The sequence below is a fragment of the Erythrobacter fulvus genome (assembly GCF_028595285.1).
Classification (GTDB): Bacteria; Pseudomonadota; Alphaproteobacteria; order Sphingomonadales; family Sphingomonadaceae; genus Erythrobacter; species Erythrobacter fulvus.
Genome location: NZ_JAQQXQ010000002.1, coordinates 120365 through 132709, shown reverse-complemented (window position 1 = coordinate 132709; position 12345 = coordinate 120365). Strand labels below are relative to the sequence as shown.

Genomic DNA, 12345 nt, shown 5'->3' with positions numbered 1-12345 from the left:
ATGTTCGATTTCAAGCCCGCCGCCGATGCCGACCCGGCCGAAGTCCACCGCGATCTGCTGGGCGCGGCCGATGCGCTCACGCTGGACGAGCCGGACGGCATCGCCAACATGGCCAATGTCGCGGCGCTGATCTGGGAATTCCTGCCCGATCTCAATTGGGCCGGGTTTTACCGGGTGGCCCCGACGAGGGACGGCGCGGGAAGCGAACTTGTCTTGGGGCCGTTCGTGGGCCGGCCCGCCTGTATCCGTATCCCCTTCGGCATCGGCGTATGCGGCACCGCTGCGCAAAGTCGCGCGACGCAACTTGTCGCGGACGTCCATGCCTTCCCGGGCCACATCGCCTGCGACGCGGCGAGCCAGTCGGAACTGGTCGTGCCGGTGCTGCGCGACGGTGCGGTGATTGCGGTGATCGATCTCGACAGCCCCACCCCCGGACGCTTCACCCGCGCCGATGCGGAAGGGATTGAGGCCCTCGCGACATTGCTTTCGGCACGAATCTGAGAGGTTTCTGCCCGCAGGCGGCCCGAAACGGGACAGCAGGCACAGCGCCGCTTGGGCGCCCGGCCTGGTCGGTGGTAAGCTTTTTGCTAACCATCAGCCGCATCCGGCTGACTCAGGGGGAAACCAACCCATGTCCAAGCGCCTGTCCGTCCTTCCACTCGCCGCTCTTGCTCTTGCTGTTCCGGCGGCGGCAAATACGCAGACCTATGATGATCTGCCCCCGCTCGCCCCGCTGAGCGATAGCGAGGTCCGGCAGCTTCCGCCCGAATACCGCACTGCGCCGGTTACGTCGGAAATGACGGAAACCGTGATTGTGTCGGACGGCGTGGAAACCATCACCCGCACCCGCCGGATTGACGCGCCGCGTCCTATGCAGGCGGCACCGCGTGGGCCGCACCATGCCTATGCTCCGGCGATGACCTATGCGCCCGCCCCCGTGGTGTTCGAACGTGACCAGTGGATCGAAGAATGCCGTCGCCGCACTGCGGGACGCAGCAAGGACGATACCGGCACCATCATCGGCGGGCTGCTCGGCGCGATTGCGGGCGGGGTTGCCGGTTACGAGATCGCCGGCGCGGGTGACCGCGTGCTCGGCACTGTCCTGGGCGTGGGCGGCGGCGGATTGGTGGGCGGTCTGCTCGGCAGCCTGTTCAACGGCGACAAGAAGAAGAACCTCTATAATTGCGAGGCCGCGCTCGACAGCTACCTTTCGCAATACGGCGCACCAGCACCGCGCATCGCCAGCCGCGAAATCGCCTATCCAGCATACGGCGCGCCCGCCTATTCCTATGGCTACGGCTATCCGGCGGCCTATTCCTACGCTCCGCCGCCGCAGATGGTGATGGTGCCGGTTCGTAGCGAGGTGCAGCAGCAGGTGGTGGTGCGCGAAACCGTGCGTGAGGAGACCTACACCGTCCCCGGTGCCGTACGCGAGATTCCGGAACGTCGGCCTTCGCCCAAGATGATCAAATCCGACCGCTAAGGCAATTTGTCCGACCGCTTCGGCGGACCAACAAAAAGCCCCGGAAGTTGCACGGCGCGACTTCCGGGGCTTTTGATTTGCGCTGAAACGGAATGCGCGGTCAGAACTCTCCACCGGTCAGGCGCTGGCACACCAGATCGAGCTGATCCAGCGTGGTATAGCGGATCGTGATCGTGCCCTTGCGCGGATCGACCTCGGGCTTGATCTTCACGCCAAGCCCCAGAAATTCCTCGAGATGTTGCTGCACGGCGAGGATATCGGCGTTCTCGGTAGTTTCGGGACGCGGTTTGGGGCTGGTGCCGCCCGTTTCCCCCTTGGCAAGCTTGCGGCTGAGCAATTCGATATCGCGCACCGAAAGCCCGTCCTTGACGGCGATCTCGGCCAGCTCCGCGGCATCATCACGACCCACCAGCGCACGGGCATGGCCGACCGACAGCGTGCCTTGCTCGATCAAGTCGAGCACCGGATCGGGCAGCGTCATCAGCCGCATCATGTTGGCGACGTGGCTGCGCGACTTTTCGACCATCTTGGCGATGTCGACCTGGATCATCCCTTCCTGTTCGGACAGGCGGTGATAGGCACGTGCTTCCTCGACCGGGTTCAAATCCTCGCGCTGAAGGTTCTCGATCAGCGCCAGCGCCATGACCTCGCGCTCGGTAAGGTCGCGCACCAGCGCCGGAATCTCGTGCAGCCGGGCCTTCTGCGCCGCGCGCCAGCGGCGTTCGCCCGCAACCAGCTGATATCCCGCACCTTCGGGATGGGGGCGCACGATAATCGGCTGGATCACCCCGCGGGTAGCGATCGAGGCGGCAAGTTCGTTCAGCGCGGCTTCGTCGAAATGCTTGCGCGGGTTGCCCGGCAGCGGCTTGATATTCGCCAGTGCTAGCATCCGCAGGGCCGTGCCGCCCGCAGCGGGCGCGGCATCGGCAGGCTCGTCACGCCGCACCAGCGGTTCTTCACGCCGGGTCTCGCCCAGCAACGCGCCCAGCCCCTTGCCAAGCCGCCGCGGCTTTTCCGCCGATGAGCGTGAAACAGCAGAAATATCAGCGGTTTGAGTGGTATTATCGGTCATGCAGCCTGTCTTTCTGCGGGAAATCGTCCGATCAGCTCGCGCGCCAGCGACATATAGGCGCGGCTGCCGGTGCAATGCTGGTCATAGACCAGCGCGGGGAGCCCATGGCTCGGCGCCTCGGACAGGCGCACATTGCGCGGGATCACTGTGTCGAACACCAGCTTGCCGAGACAGTCGCGAACGTCGTCGGACACCTGATCGGTCAAGCGGTTACGGCGATCGAACATGGTCAGCGCCACGCCGATGATGCCAAGCCGCGGATTGAACCGCTGCTGCACCTGGTCAACCGTCTGGAGCAGCTGGCTGAGACCTTCGAGCGCGAAGAATTCGCATTGCAGCGGCACCAGCAACGTATCGGCCGCGCACAGAGCATTAAGCGTCAGCAGGCCGAGCGACGGGGGACAGTCGATAAAGGCGATGTCATGTCCCGTGTGGTTCTCCAGCGCGTGACGCAGGCGGGCGGTGCGCTCCTCCACCGATACCAACTCGACTTCCGCGCCGGACAGATCCACCGTGGCAGGGACGATATCAAGCCGCGGGATGCTGGTGGGGACGATGGCATCTTCCAGCGCCACCTCGTCTACCAGCAGATCATAGCTGGAAACCTCTCGCGCGGCAGAGTGCACCCCCAGCCCCGTAGAGGCATTGCCCTGCGGATCGAGATCGATCAGCAGCGTGCGCCATCCGGTCGCCGCCATCGCCGTGGCGATGTTGATTGCGGTGGTGGTTTTGCCCACTCCGCCCTTCTGATTGGCGATCGCGATGGTCAGCATGGTGTTTTCCGTCCTTCCCGCGCGCGGATTCAGGTGGAATCCGCACAGATGTCGCGTGTCAGGCCTTCACAATGATTCCCGCGTCGGGATCGGTCAAGGAATGTTTCACGTGAAACATTGCCCGAATCGAAGGCTTCAAGCTCTCCAATTCCTGCGCCGCCGAGCGTCCCTTGGGCAAGACATAGGCGGTCTGCCTTGTGGAGAAGGGTGCGGACAAGCTGAGCAGCTTTGGCAAGGGAGCAAAGGCACGTGCCGAAATGGCGCGGGCGGGAAAGGGTTCGACACGCTCCAAACGCTGTCCTTCGACCCGGCATTTGTGCAACCCCAGCGCGGCAATCGCGGATTCGAGGAATTCCACCCGCCGCGCGCGGGATTCGACCAGCACCACGGGCATATTCGGGCAGAGCGCCGCGATCACCAACCCCGGAAAGCCCGGTCCGCTCCCCAGATCGAGCCACGGCCCCTGCGCATTCGGGCCCAATGTTTCACGTGAAACATTTTCGATCAGCTGCGCCGAATCGGCAATGTGGCGCTGCCAGATGTGGGGCTCTGTCGCTTTGGCGATGAGATTCTGGCGCTGATTCTCCTCCAGCACCAGCGAAGCCAATTGCTCCAGACGCGCCATGCCTTCGGTATCGGTCAGGCCGGCGACATAGGCGCGCGCTTCGTCTTCGGTAATGATCACGCTGCGCGCTGCCCGTCAGCGGCACGGCGGCGCGCATAGACCAGCAATGCGGAGAGTGCGGCGGGCGTCACACCGGGGACCCGCCCTGCCGCCGCGAGGGTGCCGGGTGCCGCCTTGGTCAGGCGTTCGACCATTTCGTTGGAAAGCCCCGGCACCTCGCCATAGGGGAAGTCCGCCGCCAGCGGCAGCGCCTCGCTGGCGCGCAGATCGCGCAATTCGGCATCCTGCCGCGCAAGATACGGGGCGTAAGCCGCATCCTCCGCCATTTCCTCGGCAAGCAACGGATCGAGCGCGGTGACTTCGCCCAGCCATGGCGCAAGCGCTTCGTGGGTAACACCGTCATGCCGGAGCCATTCGGCAATCGACTTTTCGCCGTGGTCGCGCCGCACCGGCAGGCCCAGATCGGCCAACTCGCGCGCGTGGAGCTTTTCGGAATGTTTCACGTGAAACATTGCCCGCACTTCCTCGCGCCGTTCCCACCAGATTCGGCGTTCGGCAGTGATACAGCCCGCTTCGATCCCCAATCCCGTCAACCGCGTCGCCGCGTTATTGGCGCGCAGGCGCAGCCGGTATTCGGCACGCGCCGTCAGCATCCGGTAGGGCTCCGACACGCCCTGCAAGGTCAAATCATCAACCATCACAGCGATGTAGCTGTTCGCGCGGTCAAGCTGCGGAGCCTGCTTGCCGAGCGCGGCAGCGGCAGCTTCCAGTCCGGCAACCAGCCCTTGCGCGGCGGCTTCCTCGTAACCAGTCGTGCCGTTGATCTGCCCCGCGCAATAAAGCCCCGGGATCGCGCGCACCTGCAAATCGGGCGTCAGCGCGCGTGGATCGATATGATCATATTCGACCGCATAACCCGGCTGCACGATTTCCACCCGCTCGCACCCCGGCATGGTGCGCACCACGGTTTCCTGCACGTCCACCGGCAGCGAGGTGCTGATGCCGTTGGGATAGACCATGTGCGTATCGAGCCCTTCGGGTTCGAGGAACACCTGATGCCCCTCGCGATCCCCGAAGCGGTGGATCTTGTCTTCGATCGACGGGCAATAGCGCGGCCCCGCGGCAGCAATCGCGCCCGAGAACAGCGGCGAACGGTGCAGGTTGGCGCGGATCGCGTCATGCCCCGCCTGCGTGGTGCGGGTGATTGCACAGAACACCTGCGGGTTGATGCGGCGCTGGGTGAGCGGCGACATGGTCCACGCCTCGCCATCCGAAGGCTGCTCCTCCAACGCGGCCCAATCGATTGTGCGCCCGTCTAGGCGCGGGGGCGTGCCGGTCTTGAGCCGCGCCATGGGCAGGTCAGCCCCGCGCAGCTGCTGGGCAAGCCGCTTGGCAGCGTTTTCACCGATGCGCCCGCCTTCGAAACGTTCCTCGCCGCGGAAAAGCACGCCCCCTAGGAAGGTGCCGGTGCACAGTATAACGCGCCCGGCTTCGAGGGTGGTTCCGTCGGCCAGTTCCAGCCCGGCTACTGCGTCGCTTTTCAACACAAGCGCCGCAGCCTCACCCTGCACCAGCGCCAGATTATCCTGAGCGCGGACCATCGCCTGAACCGCCGCCTTGAAGCGCACACGGTCGGCCTGGACGCGGGGGCCCCACACAGCGCTGCCCTTGGAACGGTTGAGCATGCGGTAGTGGATGGCCCCGGCATCCGCCGCACGGCCGATCACGCCGTCGAGCGCATCGACTTCGCGAACCAGATGCCCCTTCCCCAAACCTCCGATCGCAGGATTGCAGCTCATTGCGCCGATGGCATCCAGATCGAAGCTCACCAATGCCGTGCGCGCGCCCATCCGGGCTGAAGCACAGGCGGCCTCAACCCCGGCGTGCCCGCCGCCAATGACGATGACATCGAAGCTCTGCATGGGCGCGCAAATAGGGCGTGGGTGGAGAATCGTCAAAGGCGATTCGTGCGCGTACTCAGCTTCGCCGCCAATGTTTCACGTGAAACATTTTGCGCCACTACGCTCACTTCCCGATGCAGAAGCGTCCGAACAGCGTGTCGAGCATGTCTTCGGTGGTCGCCCGCCCGATCAGCCGATCAAAAGCGAGGCGCGCGCGGCGGAGTTCCTCGGCAACCAACAGCGGGTCGGAAAGCGTCCCTGCCCCCTCCAGCGCCTCTGCCGCTTCGGTCAGGCGCGCGTGCTGGCGTGCGTTGAGCGCCGCTTCCCCCGGTTTGGGCAGCGCGTCACGGGCGCGGTCAACCAGTGCCGACTTGAGCAGCCCCACCCCCTCACCCGTCGTGGCAGAGAGTGTGAAGCGCGCCGACGGCTTGGGAACAAACCCCTCGCGATCAGCCTGCGCAGCGATTTCCCATGCGTCCACCGGCCCCTCTCCCTCTGGCCCGAGCCACAGCACAAGATCGGCCCGCACCAGTTCGCTTCGCGCACGATCAATCCCGATGGCCTCGATTGCGTCAGCCTTCGCGTCTTCGCGCAGACCCGCCGTGTCGACGAAGGTGAAGGGAACGCCACCAATCGCCACAGAGCGTTCGATTACATCGCGGGTGGTGCCGGCGATGGGGGAGGTGATCGCCGCCTCGCTTTCGACCAGCGCGTTGAATAGCGTCGATTTCCCCGCATTGGGCGGTCCGGCCAGCACCACACGAAAGCCCTCCCCCAATCGCTCGGAGCGCGGGCGGGCGAGCCATTCGCGCAATTCATCGGCCAGCGCCGCAATGTTCCACGTGAAACATTCGGGGAGATCGGCCGAATCCTCCTCGTCCGAGAAATCGAGCACGCCTTCGACTTCAGCGGACAGGCCGAGCACCTTGTCGCGCCATGTCTCCACCTGCCGCGACAGCGCGCCGCCGGCGTTGGCAAGCGCGGCCGCGCGTTGTAGCTCAGTCTCGGCAGAAAGCAGGTCGCCCAGCCCTTCGGCCTCGGCCAGATCGATGCGGCCATTCGCAAAGGCCCGGCGGGTGAACTCGCCCGGTTCGGCGCGGCGCAGACCCGGTAGCGCGGCCAAGGCTGCCTCCACCGCCGCAATCACCGCACGGCCCCCGTGGCAGTGGAACTCGGCCAAATCTTCGCCCGTGGCGGTGTTCGGCCCGGGGAACCACAGCACCAGCGCCTCGTCGAGCAACGCACCCGTCCCGTCCCGCAGCTTTGCCAGCGAAGCACGGCGCGGCGCGGGCATACGTCCGGCAAGCGCCGACAGAGCCTCCCCCGCCCGCGGCCCGGACACGCGGATCACGCCCACGCCCGCGGGCGGCGCGCCGCTCGACAGCGCGAAGATGGTCGGCGTCTGGCTCACGGGATCAGTCGGAGGATTTCGGCCCGTCAGCGCCGCGCTGCGCGGCCTTCATCCCGCCTTCAACAAAGCTCTGGAACAGCTTGAGGCCCACCTGCCCCATCGGCGCCAGCGCCTGAGCATATTCAGCCATCTGCGCAGGGTTCGAAACACCCTTCATCGCCTTGGCGATGTTCTCGACATAGATATTGTTGGCCGCACTCACATCCGGAAGGCCAAGGAAGCTGCGAGCCTCTTCGGGGGTGCAATCGACTTCGATAGTGATCTTCATGGGCGCGTCCTCCTGCGTGTCTTCCATTTGGGCTTGGCAGCCGAGCAAGGCAAGAGATAGGACGCTGACACACCCTTCCCGGCAAGCGAGAGAGAGACACGCCATGAGCCTCAACGAAACCATCCCCACCCTCGAAGGCGACGCCAGCTTCGGGGCCTATGTCGCCAAGCCCGAAGGCGCGCCCAAGGGCGCGATCATCGTCATCCAGGAAATCTTCGGGGTGAACCCGGGCATCCGCCAGAAATGCGACAAGCTGGCAGCCGAAGGCTATCTCGCCGTCGCGCCGGATCTGTTCTGGCGGCTTCAGCCCGAAGTTTCGCTTGATCCCGATGTGGAGAGCGAATTCCAGACTGCGCTCGATCTGATGGGCAAGTTCAATCAGGATCAGGGCATCCGCGATATCGAAGCGACCATTCACCACATCCGGCGCACCCTAGGCGTCGCGAAGGTCGGATGCGTCGGTTACTGCCTCGGCGGACGGCTCGCCTATATGACGGCGGCGCGCACCGATATCGATGCGAGCGTCGGTTATTACGGGGTCGGCATCGACGGGTTGCTGGGCGAGAAGCACGCGATCGCCAATCCGCTGATGCTGCACATTCCCACCGCTGACGGCTTTGTTCCACGTGAAACACAGGAAGCGATGCACGCAGGGCTGGACGATCATCCGCGCGTGACGCTGCATGATTACGACGGGCTCGACCATGGCTTCGCCACCGAACACGGCAAGCGCCGGGTGGAAGACACCGCCAACCTCGCCGACAGCCGCACCGCCGCCTTCTTCGCCGAGCATCTGGCATGAGCGCCACCAATCTCGCGCGCTGGCACGCCTATATGGAGAGCGGGAGCAATCCCGCTGTCCTGTCGGAATTGCTTGCCGACGACGCCGTGTTTCATTCGCCGGTGGTCCACACGCCGCAGGTCGGCAAGGCGATCGTCATGGCCTATCTGGTCGCCGCCAGCCACACGCTGGGGAATGAGAGCTTCCACTATGTCCGCGAGCTGGTGGACGGGGAGGAGATGATGCTCGAATTCGTCACCGAGATGGACGGAATCACCGTCAACGGGGTCGATATCATCCGCTTCAATGAAGACGGAAAGATCAGCGATTTCAAAGTGATGGTGCGACCACTCAAGGCGATCAACAAGGTCTGGGAAATGATGGCCGCGCAGCTGGAAAAAGCGAAGGCTTAATTCAGCACCGCGAAATTGACGATCATCTTGCGCACTTCGGGATCGAGCCCGTCCGGCAGATCCCGTTCGAGCATTTCGCGCCGGCTCTCGATACTTTCGGCGATCATCACCCGCTTCATCGCCCAGTCGGGACAAGTGCGCTGGTGGATGCCGCGGCGGTCAAGCACCGACACGCCGCTGTGGCGCGGATCGGCGAAGATCGTTTCCATCAGCGCATTGACCTCGCCCTCCTCGCCCTCGAGCAGCTGGAGGAAATTGCGGCCGTTGAACAGCAGCAGGCCGGTGATGCCGCGTGCCGGATTGTTGCGCGCACTGGCGGCGAGGATAGCGTCCACTTCCTCGCGCGGCAGGGTCGGCGCGGTGCTGATATAGAGATACTGGCTAAGCACTTTTTCCGACCCGTCCGTTCGTTATCCTTGCCGCACGCGCCCCCCGGCGCGGCGTTGCTTACTGGTTCATCGTATCGAAGAAATCGTCGTTGGTCTTCGAATCCTTCATCTTGTCCAGCAGGAACTCCATCGCATCTACGGTGCCCATCTGCATCAGGATGCGGCGCAGCACCCACATCTTCGACAGGCGATCCTTCTCGACCAGCAGTTCTTCCTTGCGGGTGCCGGACTTGCCGACATCCAATGCGGGGAAGATGCGCTTGTCGGCAACCTTACGATCGAGCACGATTTCGCTGTTACCCGTGCCCTTGAACTCTTCGAAGATCACTTCGTCCATGCGGCTGCCGGTGTCGATCAGCGCGGTGGCGATGATCGAGAGCGAACCGCCTTCCTCGATGTTGCGCGCCGCGCCGAAGAAGCGCTTGGGCCGCTGCAGCGCGTTGGCGTCCACACCGCCGGTCAGCACCTTGCCGGAAGACGGCACCACGGTGTTGTAAGCGCGGCCCAGACGCGTGATGGAATCGAGCAGGATTACCACGTCATGCTTGTGCTCGACCAGGCGCTTGGCCTTTTCGATCACCATTTCGGCGACCTGCACGTGGCGCTGTGCGGGTTCGTCGAAGGTCGAGGAGACAACCTCGCCCTTCACGCTGCGCTGCATGTCGGTGACTTCCTCGGGACGTTCGTCGACCAGAAGGACGATCAGGAACACCTCAGGGTGGTTGTCGGTGATCGCCTTGGCGATGTTCTGCAGCAGCACGGTTTTACCGGTGCGCGGCGGCGCGACGATCAGCGCGCGCTGGCCTTTGCCCTGCGGGGCGATGATATCGATCACCCTCGCGCTCTTGTCCTTGATCGTCGGATCGAGGCTATCGAGCCGCAGCTTGGAATCGGGATAGAGCGGGGTGAGGTTGTCGAAATTGGTGCGCAGACGCACCGCTTCGGGATCGTCGAAATTGACCTTGGCAAGGCTGGTCAGCGCGAAATAGCGCTCGCCGTCACGGGGCGCACGGATTTCGCCTTCGACGGTGTCGCCGGTGCGCAGGCCCCAGCGGCGGACTTGGTTAGGCGAAACGTAGATGTCATCCGGCCCGGCCAGGTAGTTCGCCTCGGGCGAGCGCAGGAAGCCGAAACCGTCCTGCAGCACCTCGATGGTGCCGATGCCCATGATCTTTTCTTCGTATTCCTCGTCCTCGGCGAGTTCGCGCAGGATGCTGAACAGCAGATCCTGACGGCGCATGGTCGATGCGCCTTCGACGCCCAGTTCTTCCGCCATCGCGACCAGTTCGGCCGGGGTCTTTCGCTTGAGGTCCTTCAGATGCATGTCGTGTATTTCCGAAAAAGAGCAGGAGTGGCCGGATGGTCAGTACCTCTGGGAAACAGAGGCGCCCCTGTTGGACAAGGGGCCGGGCTTGGAGAAAGCAGACCTGACGGGGCGGGAATGGCCCCGGTCACCGGATTAGGTGAGACGCGAAATAGATGCCCTGCGCGGCGCGGTCAATCGCGTAAAATCGCGGGTCAGAACGGCTTCAGATAAACCAGCACCACGATCACGATCAGCATCAGGCCCGGCACCTCGCCGATCATGCGCAGCTGCCCCTCGGTCAAGGGGCGCTCGCCGCGGGCCATTTTCTTCGTCTGGGCGACCAGCCAGCCGTGAAAACCCGTCATCGCCAGCACCAGCGTCAGCTTGGCGTGGAACCAGCCGTCGGAGAAAAAACCCATGGTGAAGGCCATCGCCAGCCCCAGCACCCAGACGATGACCAGCGAGGGCGTCAGGATGATCTTGCGCAGCTTGCCCATGCGCGTCGCCCACTTCGCCTCACCTTCCGATCCCGACGCATGATCGAGCATGTAGATGCACTGGCGCGGCAGCATGAACAGCCCTGCCAGCCAGAACACCATGAAAATCACATGTCCCGACTTGAGGAACAGATAGATCGACGAGAGCAGTTCCTGCATTGCCTTAGCCCCTCAGCGCCGCGAGCAGTTCCTCGACATGGGCGATCGGCGTGTGCTGGCCGATCCCGTGGCCGAGATTGAAGACATGGGGACGATCCCCGAAGGCGTCGATTATCGTCTTCACCCGTGCGGCCAGCGCCGGCCCGCCCGCTTCGAGCAGCAGCGGATCGAAATTGCCCTGCACCGGCATGCCTTCGGGCAGGCTTTCATGCGCCCAGACCGGATCAAGCGTTTCGTCGAGACCAACCGCATCCACACCCGTTTCGCGGGCATAGGCAGGCAGCTTCGCACCTGCTCCCTTGGGAAAGCCGATCACGGGCGCTTCAGGGTGCGATTCCTTGAGCTTCGCGGTGATTGCGGCGTTCGGTGCGACGACCCACTTTTCGAATTGGTCGGGCGCCAGACTGCCGGCCCAGCTGTCGAACAGCTGCACCGCTTCCGCGCCTGCATCGATCTGGCCGCGCAGATAGGTGACCGAGACATCAATGATCGCATCCACGATCGCCTGCATATGCGCCGGATCGCGATAGGCCAGCAACCGCGCCGCGCCCTGGTCCTTCGATCCCTCGCCCGCGATCATGTAGGTCGCGACCGTCCACGGGCTGCCCGCAAAGCCGAGCATCGTGACCTGCGGCCCGATCTGCTGGCGGGTGAGCCGTACGGTTTCATAGACCGGTTCGAACCGTTCGAAAGCCGGGGTGAAGGAATCGAGCCCGACCTCAAGCAGCGTCGGCGACAGCTTGGGCCCCTCGCCCGCCATGAAGGCCAGCCCCTGTCCCATGGCATGCGGCACGATCAGGATGTCGGAAAACAGGATTGCCCCGTCAAACCCGAAGCGCCGGATCGGCTGCACGGTGATTTCGGCCGCGGCTTCGCTGTCGTAAACGAGTTCGAGAAACCCGCCTTTTTCTGCACGAAGCGCCCTGTATTCAGGGAGATAACGGCCCGCCTGACGCATGAGCCAGACGGGGGCGACGTCCTGACGGACACCTTTGAGCGTATCGAGAAGCGGACCGGGCATGGCGTTCCTTAAAACAAATCAAAACAAATTATAAAAGGATTGATGGAGTCTGTTGGCCCTGTGGAAAGCGGGAATTACCGGTTCCTGCCCGATTACCCCCAGCCGCGCCAGTCCTATTGACCCCCCACCGAATCCGCACGGACTGGACGTCAAGCAGGCTTTATCCTCAGTCTTCACAGCCTGTCGACAAATCCTGTCCCGTGTCGACAAATACCCCGGTGAAAAGGCCGGTAGCGGGTAGGAAAA

At 63.9% G+C, this 12345-nt stretch carries 14 protein-coding genes; 4 read left to right on the top strand and 10 right to left on the bottom strand.

Going from position 1 to position 12345, the window contains the following annotated elements; genetic code table 11:
* The gene (gene msrC / locus OIK40_RS03580; RefSeq protein ID WP_273676297.1) at nucleotides 1–501 is read left to right on the top strand and encodes a free L-methionine (R)-S-oxide reductase MsrC; all 501 of its coding nucleotides are present in this window, start codon (nucleotides 1–3) and stop codon (nucleotides 499–501) included.
* Nucleotides 502–631: 130 nt separating this feature from the next.
* Nucleotides 632–1483 carry a hypothetical protein gene (locus OIK40_RS03575; RefSeq protein ID WP_273676634.1) on the top strand — a complete coding sequence of 284 codons (852 nt, stop codon included), beginning with the start codon at nucleotides 632–634 and terminating at the stop codon, nucleotides 1481–1483.
* A gap of 100 nt (nucleotides 1484–1583) precedes the next feature.
* Here the strand turns inward: OIK40_RS03575 and OIK40_RS03570 are convergent, their stop codons facing one another.
* The 6 genes from OIK40_RS03570 to OIK40_RS03545 all read right to left on the bottom strand — a co-directional run bounded on the left by OIK40_RS03570 (nucleotide 1584) and on the right by OIK40_RS03545 (nucleotide 7533).
* The gene (locus tag OIK40_RS03570; protein WP_273676295.1) at nucleotides 1584–2555 is read right to left on the bottom strand and encodes a ParB/RepB/Spo0J family partition protein; all 972 of its coding nucleotides are present in this window, start codon (nucleotides 2553–2555) and stop codon (nucleotides 1584–1586) included.
* Nucleotides 2552–3328 carry a ParA family protein gene (locus tag OIK40_RS03565; protein ID WP_273676293.1) on the bottom strand — a complete coding sequence of 259 codons (777 nt, stop codon included), beginning with the start codon at nucleotides 3326–3328 and terminating at the stop codon, nucleotides 2552–2554. Before OIK40_RS03565 ends, OIK40_RS03570 begins: the two co-directional genes overlap by 4 nt.
* Nucleotides 3329–3386: 58 nt before the next feature.
* Entirely contained in the window at nucleotides 3387–4013 is a 627-nt protein-coding gene (gene rsmG, locus OIK40_RS03560) for a 16S rRNA (guanine(527)-N(7))-methyltransferase RsmG (RefSeq protein ID WP_273676291.1), read from the bottom strand.
* Nucleotides 4010–5875, bottom strand: a complete 1866-nt coding sequence (mnmG, locus tag OIK40_RS03555; RefSeq protein ID WP_273676289.1) for a tRNA uridine-5-carboxymethylaminomethyl(34) synthesis enzyme MnmG — start codon at nucleotides 5873–5875, stop codon at nucleotides 4010–4012. The genes rsmG and mnmG overlap by 4 nt, the downstream gene beginning before the upstream one ends.
* Nucleotides 5876–5978: 103 nt before the next feature.
* The gene (gene mnmE, locus OIK40_RS03550; protein WP_273676287.1) at nucleotides 5979–7265 is read right to left on the bottom strand and encodes a tRNA uridine-5-carboxymethylaminomethyl(34) synthesis GTPase MnmE; all 1287 of its coding nucleotides are present in this window, start codon (nucleotides 7263–7265) and stop codon (nucleotides 5979–5981) included.
* A gap of 4 nt (nucleotides 7266–7269) precedes the next feature.
* Nucleotides 7270–7533 carry a DUF6489 family protein gene (locus tag OIK40_RS03545; protein ID WP_273676286.1) on the bottom strand — a complete coding sequence of 88 codons (264 nt, stop codon included), beginning with the start codon at nucleotides 7531–7533 and terminating at the stop codon, nucleotides 7270–7272.
* A 103-nt stretch (nucleotides 7534–7636) separates the two neighbouring features.
* On the opposite strand from OIK40_RS03545, the gene OIK40_RS03540 reads away from it, so the two are divergent.
* Together OIK40_RS03540 and OIK40_RS03535 are read left to right on the top strand one after the other, a co-directional pair.
* The gene (locus OIK40_RS03540; protein WP_273676284.1) at nucleotides 7637–8335 is read left to right on the top strand and encodes a dienelactone hydrolase family protein; all 699 of its coding nucleotides are present in this window, start codon (nucleotides 7637–7639) and stop codon (nucleotides 8333–8335) included.
* The gene (locus tag OIK40_RS03535; protein WP_273676282.1) at nucleotides 8332–8727 is read left to right on the top strand and encodes a nuclear transport factor 2 family protein; all 396 of its coding nucleotides are present in this window, start codon (nucleotides 8332–8334) and stop codon (nucleotides 8725–8727) included. The genes OIK40_RS03540 and OIK40_RS03535 overlap by 4 nt, the downstream gene beginning before the upstream one ends.
* Here the strand turns inward: OIK40_RS03535 and OIK40_RS03530 are convergent.
* The 4 genes from OIK40_RS03530 to hemE form a co-directional block, all read right to left on the bottom strand.
* Nucleotides 8724–9116 carry a BLUF domain-containing protein gene (locus OIK40_RS03530; protein ID WP_273676280.1) on the bottom strand — a complete coding sequence of 131 codons (393 nt, stop codon included), beginning with the start codon at nucleotides 9114–9116 and terminating at the stop codon, nucleotides 8724–8726. The genes OIK40_RS03535 and OIK40_RS03530 overlap by 4 nt on opposite strands.
* Before the next feature lie 58 nt (nucleotides 9117–9174).
* On the bottom strand, nucleotides 9175–10440 hold the full coding sequence (gene rho / locus OIK40_RS03525; RefSeq protein ID WP_273676278.1) for a transcription termination factor Rho: 1266 nt from the start codon (nucleotides 10438–10440) through the stop codon (nucleotides 9175–9177).
* Between the two features lie 194 nt (nucleotides 10441–10634).
* Nucleotides 10635–11078 (bottom strand): CopD family protein, encoded by a 444-nt coding sequence (locus OIK40_RS03520; protein WP_273676276.1) that lies wholly within the window; start codon nucleotides 11076–11078, stop codon nucleotides 10635–10637.
* A gap of 4 nt (nucleotides 11079–11082) precedes the next feature.
* On the bottom strand, nucleotides 11083–12099 hold the full coding sequence (gene hemE / locus OIK40_RS03515; RefSeq protein WP_273676275.1) for a uroporphyrinogen decarboxylase: 1017 nt from the start codon (nucleotides 12097–12099) through the stop codon (nucleotides 11083–11085).
* Nucleotides 12100–12345 lie beyond the last annotated feature (246 nt).